The sequence below is a fragment of the Hydrogenophaga sp. YM1 genome (assembly GCF_016903055.1).
GTDB classification, from domain to species: domain Bacteria; phylum Pseudomonadota; class Gammaproteobacteria; order Burkholderiales; family Burkholderiaceae_C; genus Hydrogenophaga; species Hydrogenophaga borbori.
The window spans coordinates 2720157-2744930 of the sequence record NZ_CP070223.1; the positions used below are offsets into that span (position 1 = coordinate 2720157).

Annotated in this window: 16 protein-coding genes and 3 tRNA genes; 6 read left to right on the plus strand and 13 right to left on the minus strand. The window is 68.6% G+C overall.

From position 1 onward, the window contains the following. The first annotated feature begins 56 nt into the window (after positions 1–56). The 5 genes from JNX00_RS12770 (at position 57) to JNX00_RS12790 (ending at position 6635) form a co-directional block, all read left to right on the plus strand. The gene (locus tag JNX00_RS12770) at positions 57–1196 is read left to right on the plus strand and encodes an ABC transporter substrate-binding protein (protein WP_204742524.1); all 1140 of its coding nucleotides are present in this window, start codon (positions 57–59) and stop codon (positions 1194–1196) included. Between the two features lie 151 nt (positions 1197–1347). Beyond that, a complete protein-coding gene (locus JNX00_RS12775; RefSeq protein ID WP_070398345.1) occupies positions 1348–2385 on the plus strand; it encodes a branched-chain amino acid ABC transporter permease in 1038 nt (345 codons plus the stop codon). 1 nt (position 2386) lies between these two features. Further along, entirely contained in the window at positions 2387–4168 is a 1782-nt protein-coding gene (locus JNX00_RS12780) for a branched-chain amino acid ABC transporter ATP-binding protein/permease (protein WP_204742525.1), read from the plus strand. Position 4169: 1 nt separating this feature from the next. Next, entirely contained in the window at positions 4170–4898 is a 729-nt protein-coding gene (locus JNX00_RS12785) for an ABC transporter ATP-binding protein (RefSeq protein ID WP_070398343.1), read from the plus strand. A gap of 60 nt (positions 4899–4958) precedes the next feature. Further along, positions 4959–6635, plus strand: a complete 1677-nt coding sequence (locus JNX00_RS12790) for an acyl-CoA dehydrogenase family protein (RefSeq protein WP_204742526.1) — start codon at positions 4959–4961, stop codon at positions 6633–6635. Between the two features lie 146 nt (positions 6636–6781). Here the strand turns inward: JNX00_RS12790 and JNX00_RS12795 are convergent. From JNX00_RS12795 to JNX00_RS12845, 11 genes are all read right to left on the minus strand, one after another. After that, a tRNA-Cys gene (locus JNX00_RS12795) sits at positions 6782–6855 on the minus strand. A gap of 49 nt (positions 6856–6904) precedes the next feature. Further along, positions 6905–6980, minus strand: a tRNA-Gly gene (locus JNX00_RS12800). A gap of 82 nt (positions 6981–7062) precedes the next feature. Then, positions 7063–9495, minus strand: a complete 2433-nt coding sequence (gene lon, locus JNX00_RS12805) for an endopeptidase La (protein ID WP_204742527.1) — start codon at positions 9493–9495, stop codon at positions 7063–7065. A gap of 99 nt (positions 9496–9594) precedes the next feature. Then, positions 9595–10860, minus strand: a complete 1266-nt coding sequence (gene clpX, locus JNX00_RS12810; RefSeq protein WP_070398340.1) for an ATP-dependent Clp protease ATP-binding subunit ClpX — start codon at positions 10858–10860, stop codon at positions 9595–9597. 110 nt (positions 10861–10970) lie between these two features. Further along, a complete protein-coding gene (gene clpP, locus JNX00_RS12815; RefSeq protein WP_070398339.1) occupies positions 10971–11588 on the minus strand; it encodes an ATP-dependent Clp endopeptidase proteolytic subunit ClpP in 618 nt (205 codons plus the stop codon). Between the two features lie 187 nt (positions 11589–11775). Continuing rightward, complete coding sequence (tig, locus tag JNX00_RS12820) at positions 11776–13086, minus strand: trigger factor (protein ID WP_070398338.1); 1311 nt, start codon at positions 13084–13086, stop codon at positions 11776–11778. A 64-nt stretch (positions 13087–13150) separates the two neighbouring features. After that, positions 13151–13237, minus strand: a tRNA-Leu gene (locus tag JNX00_RS12825). A 106-nt stretch (positions 13238–13343) separates the two neighbouring features. After that, on the minus strand, positions 13344–14006 hold the full coding sequence (locus JNX00_RS12830) for an aspartate/glutamate racemase family protein (protein ID WP_204742528.1): 663 nt from the start codon (positions 14004–14006) through the stop codon (positions 13344–13346). Further along, entirely contained in the window at positions 14003–16597 is a 2595-nt protein-coding gene (locus JNX00_RS12835; RefSeq protein ID WP_070398336.1) for a TRAP transporter permease, read from the minus strand. The genes JNX00_RS12830 and JNX00_RS12835 overlap by 4 nt, the downstream gene beginning before the upstream one ends. Before the next feature lie 94 nt (positions 16598–16691). Further along, positions 16692–17669, minus strand: a complete 978-nt coding sequence (locus tag JNX00_RS12840; RefSeq protein WP_070398335.1) for a TAXI family TRAP transporter solute-binding subunit — start codon at positions 17667–17669, stop codon at positions 16692–16694. Positions 17670–17823: 154 nt separating this feature from the next. After that, positions 17824–19176, minus strand: a complete 1353-nt coding sequence (locus JNX00_RS12845) for an aspartate aminotransferase family protein (RefSeq protein WP_204742529.1) — start codon at positions 19174–19176, stop codon at positions 17824–17826. Between the two features lie 191 nt (positions 19177–19367). Here JNX00_RS12845 and JNX00_RS12850 point away from each other — a divergent pair, with 191 nt between their 5' ends. Beyond that, positions 19368–20693: a D-amino acid dehydrogenase gene (locus tag JNX00_RS12850; RefSeq protein WP_204742530.1), complete on the plus strand. Its 1326-nt coding sequence runs from the start codon at positions 19368–19370 to the stop codon at positions 20691–20693. On the opposite strand, the gene JNX00_RS12855 is transcribed toward JNX00_RS12850, so the two are convergent. Next, positions 20653–21552: a LysR family transcriptional regulator gene (locus JNX00_RS12855; protein WP_070398332.1), complete on the minus strand. Its 900-nt coding sequence runs from the start codon at positions 21550–21552 to the stop codon at positions 20653–20655. The genes JNX00_RS12850 and JNX00_RS12855 overlap by 41 nt on opposite strands. A 35-nt stretch (positions 21553–21587) precedes the next feature. Beyond that, positions 21588–24773, minus strand: a complete 3186-nt coding sequence (locus JNX00_RS12860) for an efflux RND transporter permease subunit (protein WP_204742531.1) — start codon at positions 24771–24773, stop codon at positions 21588–21590. Between the last annotated feature and the right edge of the window lies 1 nt (position 24774).

Genomic DNA, 24774 nt, shown 5'->3' on the forward strand with positions numbered 1-24774 from the left:
TTCAAGCCCTCGCGGGTGCGGGCCACGAGCACACGCAACACCAACGGAGACAACGCATGAAACAACTGCTGAAGACCACCCTGGCCACGGCCGTGGCCGCCACCCTGGCCAGCGCCGCCTGGGCCGACCTCACGGTCGGCGTGAGCGTGCCGCTCACCGGCCCCGCCTCGGGCCTGGGCATCCCCATGGCCAACGGCGTGAAGATGTGGCCGGCCACCGTCGGCGGCGAGAAGCTCAACGTCATCATCCTGGACGACGCCACCGACCCCACCAAGGGCGTGCAAAACGCGCGCCGCTTCGTCAACCAGGACAAGGTGGACGTGATCGTGGGTTCGGGCGCCACGCCGGTGGCCATCCCCATGGCCGACGTGGCCACCGAATCGGGCACGCCGCACCTGGCGCTCTCGCCCATCGGCCTGCCGCCCGGCAAGGACGCCTGGAGCTTTCGCATGCCGCAGAGCAACGGCGTGATGGCCGAGGCCATGGTCGAGCACATGAAGAAGCAAGGCGTCAAGAGCGTGGGCTTCCTGGGCTACACCGACGCCTACGGCGAGCAGTGGCTGCAGGCCCTGACGCCGCTGCTGGAGAAGGCCGGCATCAAGCTCGCCGGCGTCGAGCGCTTCGCGCGCTCCGACACCACCGTGACCGGGCAGGCGCTCAAGCTCGCCTCGGCCAACCCCGACGCGATGGTGGTCGTGGCCTCGGGCAGCGGCGCCGCCATGCCGCAACTGGGCCTGATCGAGCGCGGCTACAAGGGCAAGTTCTACCAGACGCACGCGGCCGCCACGCGCGACCTCATGCGCGTCGGCGGCAAGGCCGTCGAAGGCACCTTCGTGACAACCGGCCCCGTGGTGGTGGCCGAGCAGCTCCCTGACAGCCACCCCAGCAAGGCCCTGGGCGTGAAGTTCAACGCCGAGTACGAAAAGATCTACGGCGCCGGCACCCGCAACCAGTTCGGCGCGCACTCGTACGACGCCTACCTGCTGCTCGACAAGCTGGTGCCCGTGGCCGCCAAGAAGGGCAAGCCCGGCACGCCCGAATTCCGCGCCGCGCTGAAGGCCGCGCTGGAAGACGCGCCGGCCATGCCCGTCACGCACGGCATCATCGACTTCACGGCCACCGACCACTGGGGCTTCAAGACCGGTTCGGGCGTGGTGATGAAGGTCGTCAACGGCGACTGGAAACTCGAGCAATAAGGTCCACCCCGCCGCGCTTCGCGCGCCCCCACAAGGGGCGGTGCCTGCGGCCCGGCCAAGCCGGTTCCGCGGCACCCCGGGTTGCGTGCTCTCGCGCGCAGCCGGCGGGCGTTAAAAGACAAGAGATGAAAATGACGGGAGACCGCAACCCATGGACCTGAGCATTGCTGCGATCCTCGGCGTCGACGGCGTCATCAACGGTGCGATCTACGCGCTGGTGGCGATCGCCCTCGTCCTGGTGTTCGCGGTCACCCGCATCGTCTTCATTCCGCAGGGCGAGTTCGTCGCCTTCGCGGCGCTGACCATGGCGCTGTTCCAGACCGGCGCCCTGCCCGGCACGGTCTGGCTGCTGCTGCTCATGGTGGCGCTGGTGCTCGTGCTGGACGCCGTGCGCGCCTGGCGCGAGGCCTGGCCGCTGGCGCGCTGGGCGCGCCTGGCCCTGCGCACCGCGGCGCTGCCACTGGTGGCCTGCGCCCTCACCGCCTGGCTGGTGCCGAAACAGCCCCCCATGGTCGTGCAGGCCCTGCTCACGCTGGCCCTGGTCACGCCCATGGGCCCGCTGGTGTACCGGCTGGCCTACCGCTCGCTGGCCAGCGCCAGCGTGCTGGTGCTGCTCATCGTCTCGGTCGGCGTGCACTTCGCGCTCACCGGTCTGGGCCTGGTGTTCTTCGGTGCCGAAGGCTTCCGCAACCCGCCGTTCTGGGACGAGCGCCTGAGCCTCGGGCCGGTCACGCTCAGCGGGCAGGCCATCATCATTCTCGGCGCCTCGGTCGCGCTCATCGTCGCGCTGTTCGTGCTGTTCGATCGCACGCTCACCGGCAAGGCGCTGCGCGCCACCTCCGTCAACCAGACGGGCGCGCGGCTCATGGGCATCTCCACCGACGCCGCCGGCTCGCTGAGCTTCACGCTCGCGGCCTTCATCGGCGCGCTCTCGGGGCTGCTCATCGGCCCCACCACCACCGTGTTCTTCGACAGCGGCTTCCTCATCGGCCTCAAGGGCTTCGTGGCCGCCGTCTTCGCCGGCCTCACGAGCTTCCCGCTGGCGCTCGTGGGCGCGCTCGGCGTGGGCCTGGTCGAGGCCTTCGGCTCCTTCTGGGCCAGCGCATTCAAGGAAGTGATCGTGTTCACCGCCATCCTGCCGGTGCTGCTGTGGCGCTCCTTCGTCGACCCGCATGACGAGGAGCATTGAGATGGATATCCGTCGCTACGGCCTGCTGGCCTTCACCGTGATCATGGTCGCCGTGCCTTTCCTGCCGGTGCCCGACTACTGGATCACCAAGCTCAACTACGTGGGCCTGTTCGGGCTCGTCGCGCTCGGCCTGGTGCTGCTCACCGGCATCGGCGGCCTCACCTCCTTCGGCCAGGCGGCCTTCGCCGGCCTGGGGGCCTACGCCAGCGCCTACCTCAGCGTGAAGCTGGGCCTGTCGCCCTGGCTCGGCCTGCTCGCGGGCCTGGCCGTCACGGTGGCCGTGGCCCTGGTGCTGGGCTGGGTCACGCTGCGCATGTCGGGGCATTACCTGCCGCTGGCCACCATCTGCTGGAGCCTGGCCTTGTTCTACACCATGGGCAACCTCGACGCCCTGGGCAAGTACGACGGCCTGCTGGGCGTGCCCGCCATCCAGTTCTTCGGCATCAGCCTGCAGGAGGAGCGGCGCATCTACCTCCTGATCTGGCTGGTGGCCATCGCCGCGGCCATCGCCATCACGCGCCTGCTCGACTCGCGCCCCGGCCGCATCATGCGCGCGCTCGACGTGCACCGCGGCGGCGGCAAGACCATGCCCGAGGCCATGGGCGCCTCCACCTTCCGCCACAAGCTGCTGATGTTCGTGATCGCCGCCATCCTGGCCTCGATCTCGGGTTGGCTGTTCGCGCACATGCAGCGCAGCGTCAACCCCTCGCCTTTCGGCATCAAGTTCGGCATCGAATACCTTTTCATGGCGGTGCTCGGCGGCGTGGGCCATGTGTGGGGCGCCTTCACGGGCGCGGCCCTGGTCAAGCTGGCCGAAGACCAGCTGCAGACATGGCTGCCGGCGCTGCTGGGCACGTCAGGCAGCTACGAGATCATCGTCTTCGGCGTGGTGCTGGTGCTGGTGCTCAAGTTCGCGCCCAACGGCCTGTGGCCCTCGATCGAGCGCCTGCTGCCCGCGAGGCGGCCCCGCGCCACGGCGGCGGCCGCCACCGAGCCCCTGCCCGCGCGCGACAAGCCCGCGACCGGCAGCGTGCTGCTCGAGGTGAAGGACGCGCGCCGCACCTTCGGTGGCCTGGTCGCCGTCAACGGCGTGGGCTTCACGCTGCGCGCGGGCGAAATCTTCGGCCTCATCGGCCCGAACGGCGCGGGCAAGTCCACCACCTTCAACCTGGTCTCGGGCGTGCTGCCGCTCACCAGCGGCGAGGTCTGGCTGCGCGGCGAGCGCGTGGACGGCAAGGGCGCGCGCGAAATCGCTCGCCGCGGCCTGTCGCGCACCTTCCAGCACGTCAAGCTGGTGCCCGACATGACCGTGCTGGAGAACGTCGCCCTGGGCACCTACCTGCGCACGGGCAGCGGCACCCTGGCCGCCATGCTGCGCACCGACCGCGCCGAAGAAGCGCGCGCCCTCGCCGAGGCCGAGCGCCAGCTGCGCCGCGTGGGCCTGGGCGAGCACCTGCACGAGCTCGCCGGCAACCTGGCCCTGGGCCCGCAGCGCCTGGTGGAGATCGCGCGTGCCCTGGCCAGCGACCCCGCCCTGCTGCTGCTCGACGAGCCCGCCGCCGGCCTGCGCCACCGCGAAAAGCAGGCCCTGGCCGAGGTGCTGCGCCAGCTCAAGGCCGAGGGCCTGAGCCTGCTGCTGGTGGAACACGACATGGACTTCGTGATGAACCTGACCGACCGCATCCTGGTGATGGAGTTCGGCACGCCGCTGCTGGAAGGCACGCCGGCCGAGATCCAGGCCAGCGAAAAGGTGCGCGCGGCCTACCTCGGAACGGAGCATTGACATGGCTGAGCTGCTGCTTGAAGTGAAAGACCTGCACGCGGGCTACGGCAAGGCCGAGGTGCTGCACGGCATCCACCTGCCGGTGCGCGCGGGCCAGGTGGTCACGGTGATCGGGCCCAACGGCGCCGGCAAGTCCACGCTGCTGGGCGCCCTGATGGGCCTGCTGCCGCTGCGTGGCGCGGTGCGCTTCGCGGGCCAGGACATCACGCGCCTGACGCTGGAAGAGCGCGTGATGGCGGGCCTGGCCCTGGTGCCCGAGCGGCGCGAGTTGTTCGGCACCATGAGCGTGGAAGACAACCTCGTGCTCGGCGGCTGGCGCCCGATGAAGCAGCGCCTGCCGCGCTGGCGCGATGGCCTGGAGCAGGTCTACGAGCTGTTCCCGCGCATGAAGGAACGCCGCGCGCAGGCGGCCGGCACGCTGTCGGGGGGCGAGCGCCAGATGCTGGCCATCGGCCGAGCGCTCATGGGCCAGCCCAAGCTGCTCATGCTCGACGAGCCCAGCCTGGGCCTGGCACCGCTGATCGTGCGCGACATCTTTCGCATCATCGAGACCTTGCGCGAGCGCGGCGTGAGCATCCTGCTGGTCGAGCAGAACGCGCGCGCGGCCTTGAACGTCGCCGACGAAGGCCACGTGCTGGAAACCGGCGACGTGGTGCTCGCGGGCCCGGCCGCGCAGCTCGCGGTGGACCCGCGCGTGATCGACACCTACCTCGGCACGAAGAAGCAGTAACCCCCGCCCGGCCGCGCCCCCAAGGGCACCGGCCGCGGCGCGTCACCCCAGAGTTTGCGAATGAGCTGGACCTACGAAGCCCCCCTGGACCACATGCGCTTCGTGCTTGAGCACGTGCTCGACGCGCCCACCCACTGGAAAGCCTGCGAGGCCTTCGCCGACCTCGACCTCGACACGGCCGACGCCGTGCTGCAAGAGGCCGCGCGCTTCGCGAGCGAGGTGCTGCAGCCGCTCAACGCCGTCGGCGACGTCGAAGGCTGCGTGCGCGACGCCGAGGGTCGCGTGCGCACGCCCAAAGGCTTTCCCGAGGCCTACCAGGCCTTTGTGGCGGGCGGCTGGCCGGCCCTGCCTTGCACGCCCGACTGGGGTGGCCAGGGCCTGCCACTGCTGCTGGACGCCGCGCTGCGCGAGATGCTCGACGCCTGCAACCACGGCTGGAACATGTACCCCGACCTGCTGCACGGCGCCTACGAGACGATCAAGGCCCACGGCAGCGAGGCGCTGAAGGCCCGCTATCTGCCCAAGATCGTGAGCGGTGAATGGCTCGCGGCCATGGCGCTCACCGAGCCCCAGGCCGGCAGCGACCTGGGCCAGCTGCGCACGCGCGCCGAACCGCAAGCCGACGGCAGCCTGCGCATCAGCGGCAACAAGATCTTCATCAGCGGCGGCGAACACGACCTCACCGACAACATCGTGCACCTGGTGCTGTGCCGCTTGCCCGATGCGCCGGCGGGCACCAAGGGCCTGTCGCTCGCCCTGGTGCCCAAGGTGCTGCCCGACGGTTCGCGCAACGCGCTGTTCTGCGACGGCGTGGAAAAGAAGATGGGCATCAAGGCCAGCGCCACCTGCGCCATGCGCTACGAAGGCGCCACCGGCTGGCTCATCGGCGAACCGCACCGCGGTCTGGCCGCAATGTTCCTGATGATGAATTCGGCGCGCCTGCACGTGGGCCTGCAGGGCCTCGGGCACCAGGAAATGGCCGCGCAAAACGCGCGCCGCTATGCCGCGGAACGGGTGCAGATGGGACGCGCCATCGCCGAGCACCCGGCGGTTCGTCTGCTGCTCGACCGCCTGGAGGTGATGGCGCAGTCCCAGCGCGTGCTCGCCTACCGCGCCGCGCTGGCCCTGGACCTGGCCGAACACCATGGCGACGGTGCCGTGCGCGAGCGCGAGAAGCGCTTCGCGGCCCTGCTCACCCCCATCGTCAAGGCCTTCTGCACGCACCAAGGCTTCCATGGCCCGGCCGCCGCGCTGGGCGTGTGGGGCGGCTACGGCTACGTGCACGAATACGGCATCGAACAGACGGTGCGCGATGCGCGCATCGCCATGATCTACGAGGGCACCAACGAGATCCAGGCGATCGACCTCGCGCAGCGCAAGCTGTTGGCCGATGGCGGCGCCACCGCCTTCGAGCTGCTCGACGCCCTGCGCGCCGAGCAGGCCACCGGCGACCCGCTGCGCGACTTCGTCGATGCGTCGCGCGCGCAGCTGCGGGACTGGCTGGACCGTGCCAGGCAAGACAACTCACTGCTGCTGGAAAGCGCCGACGATCTGCTGCACGGCATGGCCCACACCCTGCTGGCCTGGGCGGTGGGCCGCATGGCCAGCGCGGCCCACAGACTGCCGGAGGCCGCGGCCGCGCGGCAGCAAGCCCTCACAGGCGCATTCGTTCGCCATGCGGTTCCCCTGGGCCGCCTGCATTGGGAGCGCGCCCTGGCTGCCGCGACGCCGGCCTAGGACTTCCTCAGGCCATCGAGGCCGCTGAAGCCACGGCCCAAGGCGGACCACACACGGAGGCGCTGTCACCCATCTGGGGGGCGACAGCGCCAACAAAAAAGCACCTGGCAGAAACCTGCACAGGTGCTTTTTTTCATCGAATCGTCTGGAGGCGCGTGGCGGAGTCGAACCGCCCTAGACGGATTTGCAATCCGTTGCATAACCGCTTTGCTAACGCGCCGGAGCGGGTCCGATAAAAAAGGGAAGCCGAGCTTCCCTTTTTGCGAATCTGGAGCGGGAAACGAGGTTCGAACTCGCGACCTCAACCTTGGCAAGGTTGCGCTCTACCAACTGAGCTATTCCCGCATTTTCTAGCAGTTCTTGCGTTCTGCAGAAGCTAGAAGTATAGCGCAAAAATCGAGGTCCCTTCAAGGGGCCTCGATTTTTTTCAGTGTTTGACCGCGTCGGTTTCGCCCGTGGCCGCGCGCACCGACGCCGCCGCGAGTTGCGCGGCGACTTCTTCGTCCGTCAGCGGCACAGGCTGGCGTTCCAACGCAATGGACAGCACCTTGTCGATCCATTTCACCGGAACGATCTTCAGGCCTTCCTTCACGTTGTCGGGAATCTCGGCGAGGTCCTTCACGTTCTCTTCCGGGATCACCACGGTCTTGATGCCGCCGCGCAGCGCGGCCAGCAGTTTTTCCTTCAGGCCGCCGATGGCCGTGACCTCGCCGCGCAGCGTGATCTCGCCCGTCATGGCGACGTCGGCACGCACCGGGATGCCGGTGAGCGCCGACACCAGCGCGGTGGTCATGGCCGCACCGGCGCTCGGACCGTCCTTGGGCGTGGCGCCGTCGGGCACGTGGATGTGGATGTCGCGCTTGTCGAACATCTCATCCTTGATGCCCAGCACGCGGGCGCGGCTGCGCACCACGGTGCGCGCGGCCTCCACGGACTCCTTCATCACGTCGCCCAGCGAGCCGGTGCGCGTGGTGGCGCCCTTGCCGGGCATGATGGCCACTTCGATGGTGAGCAGATCGCCACCCACCTCCGTCCAGGCCAGGCCCACGACCTGGCCGACCTGGTTCTGCTGCTCTGCGCGGCCGTAGGTGTACTTGCGCACGCCCAGGAACTCGCTGAGGTTGTCGGCCGTGACCATCACCGTGGGCGTGAACTTCTTGAGCAGGAGGCCCTTGACCACCTTGCGGCAGATCTTGGAGAGCTCGCGCTCCAGCGAACGCACGCCGGCCTCGCGGGTGTAGTAGCGAACGATGTCGCGCACCGCGTCCTCGCGCACCTCGACCTCGCCGTCCTTGATGCCGTTGTTCTTGATCTGCTTGGGCAGCAGGTAGCGCATGGCGATGTTGGTCTTCTCGTCCTCGGTGTAGCCCGAGAGGCGGATGACCTCCATGCGGTCCAGCAGCGCCGGCGGGATGTTCATCGAGTTCGAAGTCGCCACGAACATCACGTCGGACAGGTCGTAGTCGACCTCGACGTAGTGGTCGCCGAAGGTGTGGTTCTGCTCGGGGTCCAGCACCTCCAGCAGCGCGCTGGACGGGTCGCCACGGAAGTCGGTGCCGAGCTTGTCGATCTCGTCGAGCAGGAACAGCGGGTTGCGCGTGCCGACCTTGGTGAGGCTTTGTAGCACCTTGCCCGGCATGGCGCCGATGTAGGTGCGGCGGTGCCCCCGGATCTCGGCCTCGTCGCGCATGCCACCCAGGGCCATGCGCACGTACTTGCGGCCGGTGGCCTTGGCCACCGACTGCCCCAGCGAGGTCTTGCCCACGCCCGGCGGGCCCACGAGGCACAGGATGGGTGCCTTGACCTTGTCGACGCGCTGCTGCACCGCGAGGTACTCGAGGATGCGGTCCTTCACGCGCTCCAGGCCGTAGTGGTCTTCGTTGAGCACGGCCTCGGCGTGCGCCAGGTCGTGCTTGATCTTGGTCTTCTTGCTCCAGGGCAGGCCGACCAGCACGTCGATGTAGTTGCGCACCACGGTGGCCTCGGCCGACATGGGCGACATGAGCTTGAGCTTTTTCAGCTCGCCCTCGGCCTTCTTGCGCGCCTCGGCGGGCATGCGGGCCGCCTTGATCTTCTTCTCGATCTCCTCGATGTCGGCGCCCTCTTCGCCTTCGCCGAGTTCCTTCTGGATCGCCTTGACCTGCTCGTTGAGGTAGAAGTCGCGCTGGTTCTTTTCCATCTGGCGCTTGACGCGCCCGCGGATCTTCTTGTCGACGTTGAGGATGTCGACCTCGCGCTCGAGTTGCTCGAACAGGTTCTCCAGGCGTTTGATGACCGGATCCAGATCCAGCACCACCTGCTTGGACTCCAGCTTGAGCGGCAGGTGCGCCGCGATGGTGTCGGCCAGGCGGCCGGGGTCATCGATGCTGGAAATGGAGGTGAGGATCTCGGACGGAATCTTCTTGTTCAGCTTGACGTACTGGTCGAACTGCTGCATCACCGCGCGGCGCAGCGCCTCCAGTTCGTTGGCCGCCGCCTCGGCGCGCTCATTCGCCGGGTCGATGGGCGACACGTTGGCCACGAAGTGCGTCTCGCCGTCGTTGATGGACAGCACCTTGGCGCGCTGCACGCCCTCCACCAGCACCTTCACGGTGCCGTCGGGTAGCTTGAGCATCTGCAGGATGGTGGCGACGCAGCCCATCTCGAACATGTCCTCGGGCGAGGGCTCGTCCTTGGCAGCGGCCTTTTGGGCCACCAGCATGATGCGGCGCTCGGCCTCCATCGCCGCTTCCAGGGCCTTGATGCTCTTGGGTCGGCCGACGAACAGCGGGATCACCATGTGGGGGAACACCACCACGTCGCGCAGGGGCAGCAGCGGGAGTTCCACGGGGGTGCTGGGCAGAGGGGTTTGTCCGGACATCTGAACCTCGGTGACTCAGTGGTTGGGGCTCTGGTGGGCGGTGTCAACCGCGGCCCGGGCGGTCATGCGGAGCCAGATGGGGCTTCGCATGCCTGTCGTTCACGCCTGCTTGGCGGCCTCGCGGTACACCAGCAGCGGTGGCTTGTTCTCGTCGATGGTGGATTCGTCCACCACGACCTTTTCCACGTTGCTCAGGCCAGGGAGCTCGAACATGGTGTCGATCAACGCGTTTTCAAGGATGGAGCGCAGGCCGCGCGCACCGGTTTTGCGCGCCAGCGCCTTGCGGGCGATGGCCTTGAGCGCGGCGGGCCGCACCTCCAGTTCGGCGCCCTCCATCGACAGCAGCTTGGAAAACTGCTTGACGACGGCGTTGCGCGGCTGGGTGAGGATGTCCACCAGCGCGTCCTCGCTCAGCTCGGCCAGGGCGGCGATGACGGGCACGCGGCCGACCAGCTCGGGGATGAGGCCGAACTTGATCAGGTCTTCCGGCTCGACTTCCTTGAACACCTCGGTGACGCTGCGCTGCTTCTTGCTGCGCACGGCGGCCGAGAAACCGATGCCCGAGGCCTCGGTGCGGTTCTCGATGATCTTCTCCAGGCCCGCGAAGGCACCCCCGCAGATGAACAGGATGTTGGTGGTGTCGACCTGCAGGAAGTCCTGGTTGGGGTGCTTGCGCCCGCCCTGCGGCGGCACGCTGGCCATGGTGCCCTCGATGAGCTTGAGCAGGGCCTGTTGCACGCCCTCGCCCGACACGTCGCGGGTGATGGATGGGTTGTCGGACTTGCGCGTGATCTTGTCGATCTCGTCGATGTAGACGATGCCCTGCTGGGCACGCTCGATGTCGTAGTTGCAGCTTTGCAGCAGCTTGGCGACGATGTTCTCGACGTCCTCGCCCACATAGCCGGCTTCGGTCAGCGTGGTGGCGTCGGCCATGACGAAGGGCACGTTGAGCATGCGGGCCATGGTCTGGGCGAGCAAGGTCTTGCCCGAGCCCGTGGGGCCGATGAGCAGGATGTTGCTCTTGGCCAGTTCCACCTCGTCCTTGCGCGAGCCCTGCTTGTGGCGCAGGCGCTTGTAGTGGTTGTAGACCGCCACAGCCAGCGCGCGCTTGGCAGCGTCCTGGCCGATGACGTAGTTGTCGAGGTTGCTCTTAAGCTGGGCCGGCGTGGGCAGGTCGTCCGAGGACGCCTTCACCGACTCGATGCCGGGCAACTCGTCACGGATGATGTCGTTGCAGAGGTCGATGCACTCGTCGCAGATGAACACCGAGGGCCCGGCGATCAGCTTCTTCACCTCGTGCTGGCTCTTGCCACAGAACGAGCAGTACAGCGCTTTTTCGCTGGAGGCGGCTTTCTTGTCGGCCATGGTGCGGTGTCAGGGAAAAACGGTGTTCAATGATAGTGGATGGTCCGCCAGGGCCAAATCCGGAAAAAGGGCCGCAAAAACGGTGTTTGGCCGCCCTTCTCCCGGCGGCGTCAGCCCGCCGTGGGACGCTTCTCGATGACCTTGTCGATCAGGCCGTAGTCGGCCGACTCGGCGGCCGAGAGGAAGTAGTCGCGCTCGGTGTCGCGCTCGATCTTCTCCAGCGGCTGGCCGGTGCGTTCGGCCAGGATGCGGTTGAGCTGCTCGCGGGTCTTGAGGATTTCGCGCGCGTGGATCTCGATCTCGGTGGCCTGGCCCTGGGCGCCGCCCAGCGGCTGGTGGATCATGATCTTGGAATTGGGCAGGCTGAAGCGCTTGCCCTTGGTGCCAGCGGCCAGCAGGAAGGCGCCCATGCTCGCGGCCATGCCCACGCACAGCGTCGACACGTCGGGCTTGATGAAGTTCATGGTGTCGAAGATCGCCATGCCGGCGCTGACCGAACCACCGGGCGAGTTGATGTAGAACGAAATGTCCTTGTCCGGATTCTCGCTCTCCAGGAACAGCAGCTGGGCCACGATGAGGTTGGCCGACTGGTCGTTGACCGGACCGACGAGGAACACCACGCGTTCCTTGAGCAGGCGCGAGTAAATGTCGTAGGCGCGCTCGCCGCGGCCCGATTGTTCGATGACCATGGGCACCATGCCCAGGCCTTGGATATCCATAGCGCTCATGAGGCTCTCCGAGTGAGTCCGTACAGGTTCAAAGCAATGGCCCAACTGTAACCAACCCGGCCACCCCACTTCGGGCGGTAGGGCCATGGTTCGTTCGCGGGGAATGCAAGGGGACAGATGGGGGGTCCAGCGGCAAAAAAAAGGGGCGGATCGCTCCGCCCTCTTCCGTGCGCCAGAGCACCGGCGATCAGGCCTGGGCCATCAGCTCGTCAAAGCTCACGGTCTTGTCGCTGACCTGGGCCTTGGCGAGCACGAAGTCGGTGACGTTGTTCTCGATCACGATGGCCTCGACCTCGGCCAGGCGGCGGTTGTCGCCCTGGTACCAGCGCACCACGTCGGCGGGCTTTTCGTAGGAAGCGGCCAGCTCGTCGATGTGGGCCTTGATCTGCTCGGGCTTGGCGTGCAGTTCGTTGACCTTCACCAGCTCGGCCACCACCAGGCCCAGGCGCACGCGGCGCTCGGCCTGCGGGCGGAACAGCTCGTCGGGGATGGGGGCCTTGTCGGCGTCCTTGATGCCGCGCTGCTTGAGGTCGGCGCGGGCACCTTCGACCAGACGGTCGAGTTCGGCCTGCACCACGGACTTGGGCAGGTCCAGCTCGGCCACGGCCACCAGGGCGTCCATCACGGCGGCCTTGTTGCGGGCCTGCAGACGGAACTTGACCTCGCGCTCCAGGTTCTTGCGGATGTCGGCGCGCAGACCTTCGACGCTGCCGTCGGCCACACCCAGCGACTTGGCCAGGGCCTCGTCGACGGCGGGCAGGTTCGCCTGCTCGATCTTCTTCACCGTGACCAGGAAGTCGGCCGTCTTGCCGGCCACGTCCTTGCCGTGGTAGTCCTCGGGGAAGGCCAGCGGGAAGGTCTTGCTCTCGCCGTTCTTCATGCCGCGCACGGCGTCTTCGAACTCCTTGAGCATCTGGCCGTCGCCAACGATGAACTGGAAGGCCTCGGCCTTGCCGCCCTCGAAGGGTTCGCCGTCGATCTTACCTTCGAAGTCGATGGTGACGCGGTCGCTGTCCTGGGCGGCCTGGTCCTGCGCGCGCTGCGCGAAGGTGCGGCGCTGCTTGCGCAGGATGTCCAGGGTGCGGTCGATGGCGGCATCGTCCACCTCGGCGGCCAGCTTCTCGACCTTGGCGCCGGCCAGGTCGCCGATCTTCACCTCGGGGTAGACCTCGAACACCGCGTCGAAGGCCAGCTGGCCCTCGGGCGCGCCTTCCTTCTCGGTGATGCGGGGCTGGCCGGCCACGCGCAGTTGCGCTTCGTTGGCGGCGCTGGCGAAAGCCTCGCCCACCTTGTCGTTCATGACCTCGTAGTGCACCGAGTAGCCGTAGCGCTGGGCCACGACGTTCATCGGCACCTTGCCGGGGCGAAAGCCGTCCATCTTGACGTCGCGGGCGATGCGCTTGAGGCGCGCGGCGACTTCGTTCTGGATCACGTCGGCGGGCAGCGTGAGCGTGATCTTGCGCTCGAGCTTCTCCAGGGTTTCAACGTTCACGGTCATGGTGTTCTCCAAGGGAAGGCCGGCCGTTCAGGCCGACGCGGGGCATAGCGGGGTTCCGTGGGGCTGGTGCGCGGGGGGGGACTCGAACCCCCACACCATTGCTGGCGTCAGGACCTAAACCTGGTGCGTCTACCAATTTCGCCACCCGCGCGCCGGGAGGGTGTCTGGCGCCGCCGGATTGAGGCCCGGCGGGGCGGGTAGCCCACTCACGGAAACCCGCGATTGTAGCTGTTGGACGGGCCTCGACCGACCGGGGATCAGGCCGCCAGGCGCCGGCGCAGCGCCCGGATGGCGCTGCCCGGCGTGGTGAGCACCGGCAGCCCGGTGGCCGCCTGCACCGCCGGCGCCGAGCGGGCCAGGCTGAACTGGGCCAGCGCGATGAGCGCGCAACCTTCGGCCTGCAGTCGCTTCGCCGCCTCCACCGCGAGCGCGTCGTGGCGGGCGGTGTCGCCCGCGTTCAGGGCGTCCAGCGCACCCTCGGCCAGCGCGGTGCGCAGCGGCACGCCAGCCGGGAACTCCGGCGGCATGGACTGCAATGTGGGACCGAAGGTGGCCAGCAGGCCGATGGGGCCCCCCAGTCGCGCGGCCTCGGCCACGGCCTCATCCACCATGGCCTCGTTGGGCTTGAGCACCGGCAGATGAGGCCGGCGCGCAGCCGCCGCCTCGATGCAGGGCCCGAAGGCCGAGCAGGTGAACAGGATGCCCTGCGCGCCCGTGGACTCGGCGTAGGCCGTGAGCGTCTCGAAGCGCGCGTGCATGGCGGCGTCCAGCCCCCTGCCCTCGCGCGCCAGGTCGGCCGAGAGGCTGTCGTCGAGCAGGTTCATGCGGATGGCCTCGGGCCAGTCGCGCGCCATCGCCTCGTTGATGGGCGCGACCGAATGGGCCAGCGCGTGGATCAGTGCGATGCGGGGCGCGCTCATGCCGAGGCGGCGGCCACGCCGGTCTTCTCGCGCCGCAGGCGACCCATCTGCAGCCACATGACCAAGGCCAGCAGCACCAGCGCCGGGACAAACAGCCACTCCTTCGCAGGGCGATCGGCGGGCACTTCCAGAGAGGTGATGTGAAAGCTCTGTTCGATGCCGAGCTTTTCGGCCGGGCTGCCGAACTTGACAGCGGCCACCATCAGGCCGTTGCCATCGGCCATCACCGTCAGCCCCGCGCTGGCCAGCCGCTCCTTGGCGGTGCCCGCAGGCCCCAGGGGCAGCAGCACGCCCTTGCGCACCTCGTCGCCATTGAGGTTCAGGCCTTCCACCCACACGCGCTTGCCGCTGTTCGGCGGTGCCTGTTCAATGGCCGCGGTCATGGCCTCGCCTTTGATTTCGTCGAAGGGCGGATGAACGAGGTCCATCCAGAAGCCCGGGCGAAACAGCGTGAAGCACACCAGCAACAGGGCCAGGGTCTCGTACCACTTGGTCTTGGTCAGGAAGTAGCCCTGCGTCGCCGCCGCGAACACCAGCATCGCCACGATGGCGATGGCGATGGTCAGGATCAGATGGAACGGCCCGTCCAGACCGATCAGCAGCAACTGCGTGTTGAAGATGAACAGGAACGGCAGGATCGCCGTGCGCATGCTGTAGTAGAAGGCCGTGATGCCCACCTTGATGGGGTCGTACTTCGCGATGGCCGCTGCCGCGAACGAGGCCAAACCCACCGGGGGTGTGACGTCCGCCATGAGACCAAAGTAGAAAACGAACAGGTGAACGGCGATCAAGGGCACGATCAGCCCGCTTTGGGCGCCCAGTTCGACGATCACGGGCGCCATCAGCGTGGAAACGACGATGTAATTGGCCGTGGTCGGCAGGCCCATGCCGAGGATCAGGCTGATCACCGCCACCAGCACCAGCATGAGCATGAGGTTGCCGCCGGACAGGATCTCGACGATTTCCGTCATCACCAGGCCCACGCCCGTGAGCGAGACGGTACCGACGATGATGCCGGCCGCGGCCGTGGCCACACCGATGCCGATCATGTTCCGCGCGCCCGTGGCCAGACCATCGACCAGGTCGTTCACGCCGGCCTTCACATGCGACAGGGCGTTGCCCTCTCCCCGCATCAGGCCCAGCAGGGGCCTTTGCGTCAGCATGACGAAGACCATGAACATGGTGGCCCAGAACGCCGACAGCGCCGGCGAGAGCTGCTCCACCATCAGGCACCACACCAGCACGACGACGGCCAGCAGATAGTGCAGGCCGGAGCGCACGGTGGGGCCCGTTTCCGGCAGTTCGAACACCGGGGCATTGGGATCGTCGATCGCCAGTTCGGGCTGGCGCGAGCTCACCCACAGCAGGCCCAGGTAGGCCAGCAACAGTCCGACGCCGATCACGGGCACGGCGGCCGCTCCGAGCATCGACTTGACGAAACCGATGACGTAGTACGTGACACCCGCGATCACGATGAACCCGGTGACCGTCATCAGGAACGACACCAGCCGCTGCGACACCGAGGCCTGTGTTCGGCGCGGCAGGCCTTGCATGCCGGCCTTCAGCGCCTCAAGGTGAACGATGTAGAAGAGCGCGATGTAGGAAATGATCGCCGGCAGGAAGGCATGCTTCATGACCTGCACGTAGGGAATGCCCACGTACTCCACCATCAGAAATGCGGCCGCGCCCATCACGGGCGGCATGATCTGGCCGTTCACGGAACTCGACACCTCCACGGCGCCGGCCTGATCGCCTCGGTAGCCCACGCGCTTCATCAACGGAATCGTGAAAGTGCCGGTGGTCACGACGTTGGCGATGGACGAGCCGGAAATGAGGCCTGTGGCCGCCGACGACACGACGGCCGCCTTGGCCGGACCACCGCGCATGTGGCCCAGCAGGGCGAACGCGCTCTTGATGAAATAGTTGCCCGCCCCGGCTTTGTCGAGCAGCGAGCCGAACAGCACGAACAGGAAGATGAAGCCACTGGAAACGCCCAGCGCCACCCCGAACACGCCTTCGGTGGTGAGCCAGAAATGCGATGCCGCGCGATCAAGTGAAGCGCCGCGGTGCGCCAGCATGTCCGGCATGTAGGGACCGGCAAAGGTGTAGACCAGAAACACGAGGGCCACCACCACCATGGGCAGGCCGAGCACGCGGCGCGTGGCCTCCAACAGCAGCAGCACGCCGATCACCGACGCCCAGACGTCGAGCGTGTTCGGCTGGCCCGGGCGACCGGCCAGTTCACGATAGAAAAGAAACAGGTAGCCCGCGCAGAACGCCGCCACCAAGGCGAACACCCAGTCGCCGACGGGCACGCGATCGCGCGGCGAGCGCTTGGACGCTGGGTAGGCCAAGTAGGCCAGGAACACCGCGAACGCCAGGTGAATGGCCCGGCTCTCGGTGTCGTTGAGCAGAAAGACGCCCAGGCTGAAGGGCAGCGGCGAGGCGATCCAGAGTTGGAACAGCGACCAGGCCACGGCCACGACCAGGATCAGGCGGTTGACCAGAGGCCCCGCGTCTCGGCCTCCGGCGTCGTTGTCCTTCACCAGCTGGTTGACGTCCACGTCGGCGATGTTGTCGGCTTTATTCATGATGGATGAGGTGGATGCTCAGGGGCCCTCAATGCAGAACACCCCATGAGCGGCGGGCCGCACATGGGGTGCTCAGCGGCAACGGATCAGCAGATTACTTGATCCAGCCCTTTTCCTTGTAGTACTTGGCGGCACCGGGGTGCAGCGGTGCGCTCAGGCCATCCTTGACCATGTTCTCGGCCTTCAGGTTGGCAAAGGCAGGGTGCAGCTTCTTGAATTCGTCGAAGTTGTCGAACACCGCCTTCACCAGGGTGTAGACCTGATCGTCCGAGGCCTTGGCCGAGGTCACGAAGGTCGCCAGCACGCCGTAGGTGTTCGTGTCCTGGTCATTGCCCTTGTACAGACCGCCGGGGATCACGGCCTTGGCGTAGAACGGGAACTCGGCCACCAGCTTGTCCACGGCCGGGCCGGAGATGTTCACCAGCTTGGCGCCGCAGGTCGTGACCGGGTCCTGGATGTTGGCGCTCGGGTGGCCCACGCCGTAGAAGAAGGCGTCGATCTTGTTGTCGCACAGCGCGGCGCCGTGCTCGTCGGCCTTGAGCTCGGCCGCCAGACCGAAGTCACTGAGCTTCCAGTTCATGGCCGTCAGCAGCTGCTCCATGGACGCGCGGGTGCCGGAACCGGGATTGCCCACGTTCACGCGCTTGCCCTTGAGTTCGCTGAAGTTCTTGACGTTGGCGTCGGCGCGGGCGAGCACGGTGAAGGGCTCGGGGTGCAGCGAGAACACGGAGCGCAGGTCGCTGAAGGCACCGTCTTTCTGGAACGTGCTGGTGCCCTTGTAGGCGTGGTGGTTCCAGTCGGACTGCGCCACGCCGAAGTCGAGGTCGCCTGCCTTGATGGTGTTGATGTTGGCGACGGAGCCACCCGTGGACTCCACCGTGCAGCGGAAGCCGTGCTTGGCGCGGTCCTTGTTCACCAGGCGGCAGATGGCGCCGCCCGCGGCGTAGTACACGCCGGTCACGCCACCGGTACCGATGGTCATGAACTTCTGTTGGGCGAAGGCGGGGGCGGCGGGCGCCATCATCGCGGCCGATGCGGCCACGGCGCTGAGACAGGCGGTGAGTTTTTTCATGGTGGTTCTCCTGCGGGTCACTGGTTGTGGAAAGGCGTGATGCTCTTGTGGAACGGTCGCGCGCAGGCCGGGAATGCTAATGCAATCGCCCGGCCCGCCCCCGCCGCGACGTCACGGGGTTTACCCCGTGACGCCATGCAGAGCGGGCATGGCGTCAGGCGGTGGCCAGCTTGGGCACCCCGGCCAGCGTCTTGTCGATCGCCGTGCGCAGGCGATGCACGATCTGGGCCAGCTCGTCGGGGGTGCTGATGAAAGGGGGCGCCAGCAGGATGTGGTCGCCGCAGCGGCCGTCCACCGAGCCGCCGGCCGGATAGACCATCAGGCCTTCGGCCATGGCGGCGCGCTTGAGGCGCGCGTGCAGCTTGAGTTCGGGGTCGAACCACTGCTTGCTGGCGCGCTCGGCCACCAGCTCCACGCCCCAGAACAGGCCGCGGCCGCGCACGTCGCCCACGTGCGGGTGCTCGCCGAAGGCGTCCTGGAACAGCGCCTGCAGCTGCGCGCCGCGCTCGCGCACCTGGGCCAGCAGGCCGTCGCGCTGGATCACGCGCTGCACCGCCAGCGCGGCCGCGCAGGCCACGGCGTGCCCCAGGTAGGTGTGGCCGTGCTGGAACAGGCCGCTGCCCTTGCGGAAGGTCTCGACGATGCGGCTTTGCGCCAGCACCGCGCCGATGGGCTGGTAACCCCCGCCCAGGCCCTTGGCGATGGTGAGCAGATCGGGCACCACGCCCTCCTGTTCGCAGGCGTACAGCGTGCCGGTGCGGCCCATGCCGCACATCACCTCGTCCAGGATCAGCAGGATGCCGTGGCGGTCGCACAGCTCGCGCACGCCCTTGAAGTAGCCCGGCACCGGCGTCAGCACACCGGCCGTGGCGCCGCCCACCGTCTCGGCCACGAAGGCGATGACCTTGTCGCCGCCCAGGCGCTCGATGGCGGCCTCCAGTTCGGCCACCAGGCGCTGGCCGTACTGCTCGGGGGTCTCGTCGGCGCGCTTGTCGCGGTATTCGTAGCAGGGCGAGACGTGCTCGACCTCGATCAGCAGCGGCTTGAACTGCTCGCGGCGCCAGGCGTTGCCGCCCACGGCCAGCGCGCCCAGGGTGTTGCCGTGGTAGCTCTGGCGGCGCGCGATGAAGTGCTGGCGCTGCGGCTGGCCGATTTCCACGAAGTACTGGCGCGCCATCTTGAGCGCGGCCTCCACGGCCTCCGAGCCGCCGCTCACGAAGTACACGTTGCTCATGCCCTGCGGCGCGGTGTCGATCAGGGTGTCGGCCAGTTCCTCGGCCACGGCCGTGGTGAAGAAGCTGGTGTGCGCGTAGGCCAGTTGATCGAGCTGCTTGTGCATGGCCGCGATCACGTCCGGGTGGCCGTGGCCGAGGCAGGAGACCGCCGCGCCGCCGGAGGCGTCAAGGTAGGTTTTGCCTTGGCTGTCGGTGAGCGTGATGCCCTTGCCGCTGACGGCGACGGGCATGTCCTGGAGCAACTGGCGGTGGAAAACGTGGCTGGATTGCATGGGCGGGCTGGGGGGCGGTGAGGGGGAATGCGCCAGTCTAGGCACGCGCCCGCGGCTGTCCACATGCTTTTATCGGCCCGGGCCATGCCTTCAGGTTATGCCTCGCCATCCTGTCCATGAGTTCCGGTCATGGGCGATGCCTCGGTCTGCATTTCACAGGCGCCGGGCGCCTGCCTACAGTGCGGCCCACCATGCACAACCCCCCTGCCCTGTCCCTGAACCCACCCGCCGCGCGCCGCGTGGCCGTGCTGGGCGCCGGCATCGTCGGCCTGGCCACCGCCTGGCAATTGCAGCGCGACGGCTTCGACGTCACCGTCATCGACGCCCAGCGCCCCGGCCAAGGCGCCAGCTTCGGCAATGGCGCACAGCTGAGCTACGCCTACGTGCAGCCGCTGGCCGACCCCTCGATCTGGGCGCAACTGCCCAAGCTGCTGCTCTCGCGCGAATCGCCCTTCTCGCTGCGCCTGCGCCTGGACCCGGCGCAGTGGGCCTGGGGCCTGCGCTTCCTGGCCGCCTGCCGCGCGGAGGTGTCGGCCCGCAGCACCGGCACGCTGCTGGCCCTGGCCGAGGAAAGCCGCGAGGCCCTGCAGCAGCTGCTGGCCGACACCCAAGCCCACTGCGACTTCACCACCAGCGGCAAGCTGGTGATGTACGGCAGCGAGGCCTCTTTCGCGGCGGCGCGCCGCCAGCTCGATCTGCAGCGCGCCCTGGGCGGCGCCGAGCAGCACGCGCTGTCGCTCGCCGACTGCCTGCGCGTCGAACCGGCGCTGGCCGGCAGCGCGGCGCGCTATGTGGGCGGCATCCACACGCCGGGCGAATGCGCGGCCGACTGCGCCCGCCTGTGCGACGCCCTGCACGGCGCCCTACAGGCGCGCGGCGTGCGCTTCGTGCTCGGCGCGCCCGTGGGCGCGCTGCGGCGCGAGGGCGATCGCCTGGTCGCCGTGCAGGCGGGCAGTGACTGGATCGAGGCCGACGGCTTCGTCGCCGCCCTGGGCACCGGCGTGGCCGCTTTCGCGCGCCGGCTCGGGGTGAGCCTGCCGGTCTACCCGCTCAAGGGCTACAGCCTCACGCTGGACGTGCCGGCCGGGGGCGGCCTGGCGCCGAACGTGAGCGTGACCGACGCGCAGCGCAAGCTGGTCTTCGCGCGGCTGGGCCAGCGCCTGCGCGTGGCCGGGCTGGCCGAGCTGGCCGGCCACGACACGCGCATCGAGACCCACCGCGTCGAGCAGCTGCGCCGCGCCGCGCGCGAGGTCTTCCCGCTGGCCTGCGCCGGCACCGAGGCCCGCCCCTGGGCCGGCCTGCGGCCCGCCACGCCCACGGGCGTGCCCATCCTGGGCCGCGTGGGCGGCGCGCCCGCCAATCTGCTGTTCAACGCCGGGCATGGCGCCCTGGGCTTCACCCTGGCCGCCGGCAGCGCACGGCGGCTGTCGCGCCACTGGCAAGGCGTGGCGGAGCGGCCGCGCGCAGCCGCCGCGCTCATCCGATCTGCTGCAAGGCCTGCTGAAAACAGCGCGTGAAGGCGCGCGCCACCACCGAATGCGGCCGCGCGGTGGGGCGCAGCATGTGCACGGCGGTGAGCATGGCCGGCTCGAAGGGCAGCACGTCCACGCGCGTGCGATCGGCCGAGGTCGCCGTGCAGCCCTCCACCAGGGCCACGCCCACGCCGTGCTGGGCCAGCGCCAGCGCCACGTGGTAGGTCTGCACGGTCATGATCGGGCGCAGGTCCACGCCGTGGTCGCGCATGGCGTGCGAGAGCTGCACGCCCAGCGGGTCCTGGCCGTCCAGGGCGATCACGGGCAGCCGCGCCAGCTGCGACCAGCCGATGCCACCGGCCTTGAGCACGCGCGGCGGCAGCAGGCCCTTGGGCGCCACCACCATCACGCGCCGCTCGCCCAGGCGCTCCTGCACCAGGGCCGGGTGCGAGCCAGGGTTGAACACGTAGCCCACGTCGGCCTCCTGCAGGGCCAGGGCCGAGACGATCTGCACCGAGTGCAGGGCCTGGTGGTGAACCAGCACGTCGGGGTGCCGTTCGCGGAACAGGCGCATGGCGCGCGGCAGCACCTCGTAGCTCAGGCCCAGCACGGTGAGCACGCGCAGCTCGCCATGGGTGCGGCCGGCTTTCAGGCTGGTGGCCAGGCGCTGCACCTCGTCGAGCTGGGCGAACAGGCGCTCGATGTGCGGGTACAGCGTCTGGGCCTCGGTGGTGGGCACCAGGCGCCCGCCGGCGCGCTGGAACAGCGGGAAGCCCAGCTGCAGCTCGGCGTGCTGCAGGGTGCGGCTCACCGCCGGCTGGGTGACATTGATCATGCGGGCCGCCGCGCTCACGCTGCCGGTGAGCATGACGGCGTTGAAGACCTCGATGTGGCGCAGGCGCATGGGCAGCTATTGTGCTCGGGCCGCGCCAGGCGCCTTCAGGACGTCGGCTGCCCCGCCGCCGGTGGGGCCGCGCCCGGCGGCGGGACCGCCGGCATCGAAGCGTCGCGCCGGTGGAACAGCCTCGCGAACCAGAGCGCCACGTCGTCGACGATGGTGAACACCGCCGGGATCACCAGCAGGCTCAGGAAGGTCGAGGTGATGAGCCCGCCGATCACCGCCACCGCCATCGGTGAGCGGAAGCTGCCGTCCGCCTCGCCCCAGCCGATCGCGATGGGCAGCATGCCCGCGCCCATGGCGATCGTGGTCATCACGATCGGCCGCGCGCGCTTGTGGCAGGCGTCCAGGATGGCGTCCAGCCGCGACAGGCCGTGCGCGCGCCGCGCCTCGATGGCGTATTCCACCAGCAGGATGGAGTTCTTCGTCGCCACGCCCATCAGCATGATCAGGCCGATCAGCGAGGGCATGGAGAAGCTCTTGTTGGCGATCAGCAGCGCCACGAAGGCCCCGCCCAGCGACAGCGGCAGCGCCGCCAGGATGGTCATGGGGTGCAGGAAGGCCTTGAACAGCAGCACCAGCACGATGTAGATACACAGCACGCCGGTGAGCATGGCCAGGCCGAAGCTGGCGAACAGCTCGCCCTGCACCTCGGCATCGCCCACCTCCAGCACCGACACGCCCGGCGGCAGGTTGCGCAGGCTGGGCAGCTTCTCCACCGCCGCCTTCATGTCGCCCAGCGCGATGCCCGCGAGTTCGACCTCGAAGTTGATGTTGCGCGAGCGGTCGTAGCGGTCGATCACCGCCGGGCCGCCGCCGAACTCGAGCGAGGCCACCTGGCCCAGCATCACCGGCCCTTTGGCGCCGGGCACGGCCAGGCGGCGCAGCACGTCCAGGTCGTGGCGCGCGCCGACGTCGAGCTTGACCACGATGGGGATCTGCCGCTGCGGCAGGTTCATCTTGGGCAGCAGGTTGTCGTAGTCGCCCACGGTGGCGATGCGCAGCGTCTCGGCGATGGCCGAGCTGGTCACACCGAGCTCGGCGGCGCGCGCCAGGTCGGGCGTGACGATGATTTCGGTGCGCACCAGCGCGGCGGTGGACTGGATGCTGCCCACGCCGCGCACGGTGCGCAGGTCGCGCTCGACCGCGCGCGCGGCGGTGGTCATGGCGTGCGCGTCGCTGCCGGTCAGGGTCAGGATGTACTTCTCGCCCGAGCCGCCCAGGCCCACCTTGCTGCGCACGCCGGGCAGGTTGGACATGGCGTCGCGGATCTGGTTTTCGATGCCCTGCTTGCGCGGGCGCTGGCCGCGCGGGTCGAGCTGGATGGTGAGCGCGGCCTTGCGCGACTCCGCCGCGCCCTGCGGCGCGAACGGATCGGTGCCGGCCGTGCCCGAGCCGATGGTGGTGTAGACCGAGCGCACGTGCGGCACCGCCACCACCAGCTGGCGCGCGCGCTCGGCCGTGGCCACGGTCTGCTCCAGCGTGGTGCCGGGCGGCAGCTCCAGGAAGACCTGGGTCTGCGAGTTGTCGTCGGGCGGCACGAAGCCCTGCGGCAGCAGCGGGATCAGCATCAGCGAGCCGATGAAGAACAGACCGGCGCCCAGGCTGGTGAGCCAGCGGTGGCGGATGCACCAGCGCGCCCAGTTCTGGTAGGTGTCCACCCAAGCCGGCTCGTCCTGGTTGTGCGCCCAGCGCCAGAGGCCGCGCGTGAGGGCGTTGGAGGCCGCCCAGCGCGGCATCTCCTTGGCCATCACCACGGGCTTGAGCAGGTAGGCCGCCATCATGGGCGTGAGCGCGCGCGCCACCACCAGCGAGGCGAACACCGCCAGCGCGGCCGTCCAGCCGAACTGCTTGAAGAACTTGCCCGGGATGCCCGCCATGAAGGCCGTGGGCAGGAACACCGCGATCAGCGTGAAGGTGGTGGCGATGACGGCCAGGCCGATTTCGTCGGCCGCCTCCATGGCGGCCTGGTACGGCGTCTTGCCCATGCGCATGTGGCGCACGATGTTCTCGACCTCGACGATGGCGTCGTCCACCAGGATGCCGATCACCAGCGACATGGCCAGCAGCGTCACCACGTTGATGGTGAAGCCCATGGCGTACATGCCGATGAAGGCCGGGATGGCCGACAGCGGCAGCGCCACGGCCGAAACCACGGTGGCGCGGACATCGCGCAGGAACAGCCAGACCACCAGCACCGCCAGCAGGGCGCCTTCGTACAGCAGGGTCATGGAGGCGTCGAACTCCTCCTTCACCGGCGTGACGAAGTCGAAGGACTCGGTGATGTGCAGGTCGGGCCGGGCGGCGCGCAGTTGCTCCAGCTTGGCGCGCACGCCGTCGCCCACCTCGATCTCGCCGGCGCCGCGGCTGCGCGCCACCTCAAACCCCACCACGGGCTTGCCGTCCAGGAAGGCGGCTGCCGTGGGGTCGGCCACGGTGTCGCGCACCTCGGCGATCTGGTCCAGGCGGATGTAGCGGCCGTCGCTCAGCGCCACCTGCATGCCCGCCAGCGCCTCGGCCGAGGCCAGCTGCGACAGCGTGCGCAGCGGTTGCTGGCTGCCGCCCAGGTCCACCCGGCCGCCGGCGCTTTCGATCTGCACGCGCGCCAGCTGGCGCGACACGTCGGTGGCCGTGGTGCCCAGGGCCTGCAGCTTGAGCGGGTCCAGCAGCACCTGCACCTCGCGGTCCACCCCGCCCACGCGGTTGACCGCGCCCACGCCGGGCACGGACAGCAGCAGCTTGGAGACGTCGTTGTCCACGAACCAGGACAAGGCCTCGGCGTCCATCTTGTCGGACGCGACCGTGAAGGCCAGCACCGCGCCGCCGGCCAGCTCCACCTTGTTGACGATGGGGTCGCGCAGGTCGGTGGGCAGTTCGCTGCGCACCTTGGCCACGGCCGAGCGCACGTCGTCCAGCGCCTGCTGGGTGTCCTTCTCGATGCGGAACTCCACGGTGAGCGAGACCGTGCCGTCCTGCACCTTGGTGTAGATGTGCTTGAGCCCCTGCAGCGAGGCCAGGCTGTTTTCGATGATGCGCGCGACGTCGTTCTCGAGCTGGTTGGGCGAGGCACCCGGCAGGGCCGCCACCACGGTGATGGTGGGCAGGTCCAGGTCCGGGAAGTTCTGCACCTTCATCTGTTTGAAGGAGAACAGGCCCGCCAGCGTCAGCATGACGAACAGCATCGCCGCCGGAATGGGGTTGCGGATCGACCAGGCGGAGACGTTCATG

Coding starts and splice junctions, on each gene's coding strand:
- clpP (WP_070398339.1), bottom strand. CDS start 11,588: ATGAGCGCTATGGATATCCAAGGCCTGGGCATGGTGCCCATGGTCATC.
- lon (WP_204742527.1), bottom strand. CDS start 9,495: ATGTCCGGACAAACCCCTCTGCCCAGCACCCCCGTGGAACTCCCGCTG.
- JNX00_RS12855 (WP_070398332.1), bottom strand. CDS start 21,552: ATGCGCCTGCGCCACATCGAGGTCTTCAACGCCGTCATGCTCACCGGC.
- JNX00_RS12840 (WP_070398335.1), bottom strand. CDS start 17,669: ATGAAAAAACTCACCGCCTGTCTCAGCGCCGTGGCCGCATCGGCCGCG.
- JNX00_RS12845 (WP_204742529.1), bottom strand. CDS start 19,176: ATGCAATCCAGCCACGTTTTCCACCGCCAGTTGCTCCAGGACATGCCC.
- clpX (WP_070398340.1), bottom strand. CDS start 10,860: ATGGCCGACAAGAAAGCCGCCTCCAGCGAAAAAGCGCTGTACTGCTCG.
- JNX00_RS12835 (WP_070398336.1), bottom strand. CDS start 16,597: ATGAATAAAGCCGACAACATCGCCGACGTGGACGTCAACCAGCTGGTG.
- JNX00_RS12860 (WP_204742531.1), bottom strand. CDS start 24,773: ATGAACGTCTCCGCCTGGTCGATCCGCAACCCCATTCCGGCGGCGATG.
- JNX00_RS12775 (WP_070398345.1), top strand. CDS start 1,348: ATGGACCTGAGCATTGCTGCGATCCTCGGCGTCGACGGCGTCATCAAC.
- JNX00_RS12785 (WP_070398343.1), top strand. CDS start 4,170: ATGGCTGAGCTGCTGCTTGAAGTGAAAGACCTGCACGCGGGCTACGGC.
- JNX00_RS12830 (WP_204742528.1), bottom strand. CDS start 14,006: ATGAGCGCGCCCCGCATCGCACTGATCCACGCGCTGGCCCATTCGGTC.
- tig (WP_070398338.1), bottom strand. CDS start 13,086: ATGACCGTGAACGTTGAAACCCTGGAGAAGCTCGAGCGCAAGATCACG.
- JNX00_RS12780 (WP_204742525.1), top strand. CDS start 2,387: ATGGATATCCGTCGCTACGGCCTGCTGGCCTTCACCGTGATCATGGTC.
- JNX00_RS12770 (WP_204742524.1), top strand. CDS start 57: ATGAAACAACTGCTGAAGACCACCCTGGCCACGGCCGTGGCCGCCACC.
- JNX00_RS12790 (WP_204742526.1), top strand. CDS start 4,959: ATGAGCTGGACCTACGAAGCCCCCCTGGACCACATGCGCTTCGTGCTT.
- JNX00_RS12850 (WP_204742530.1), top strand. CDS start 19,368: ATGCACAACCCCCCTGCCCTGTCCCTGAACCCACCCGCCGCGCGCCGC.